The following is a 515-nucleotide window of genomic DNA, read 5'->3' as shown; positions in this document are numbered from 1 at the left end:
AAAAAAGAAAAGGAGTCACTAACCATTCACTCCGAGCTTTTAAGGATACAAGGTGCAGTATGAAAGAAACAGGATAAAAAGCATGAATCATGCATCCTGCATTATGAATCGGGTATCTTGTTATGCTCAGAACTAAGGCGCTTGTAATAGGCGGGGGACCTGCAGGTTCAACAACAGCCCGTTTCCTTGCAAAAGAAGGAATAGACACAATCCTGATTGAAAGGGATTTTTCTTTTGTCAAGCCCTGTGGCGGCGGAATACCTGATACTGCCTTCGATGAATTAGGCATACCCAGAAATATTATCAAAAAAGATGTCAAAAAGGTAAAGATTGTATCCCCCAGTGGCAATGCCCTTGAAATAGGACTTAAAGGCAGTTTTATTTCCATAGTCAAATGGGGCGAATTTGATTCTCTATTGAGGGAAGACGCAAAGGTAAAAGGGGCACGGTTATTTGAGGCTGAGTTCAGACATTTTGAGGGGACAGGGAGGAAAATAACGGCAAGGGAAAACAGA

1 protein-coding gene is annotated in these 515 nt (G+C 42.1%); it reads left to right on the top strand.

Annotated features, from left to right (window positions below; translation table 11 throughout):
* Positions 1-122: 122 nt before the first annotated feature.
* Positions 123-515 (top strand): FAD-dependent oxidoreductase (locus tag HW443_RS12890; protein ID WP_176238410.1); only part of this gene is annotated, 393 nt, incomplete at its 3' end.

Origin of the sequence: Candidatus Hakubella thermalkaliphila (assembly GCF_013281975.1) — a bacterium.
Lineage (GTDB): Bacteria > Actinomycetota > Humimicrobiia > Hakubellales > Hakubellaceae > Hakubella > Hakubella thermalkaliphila.
The sequence above is the reverse complement of the archived record's forward strand: the minus strand, read 5'-3'. Positions and strand labels throughout refer to the sequence as shown.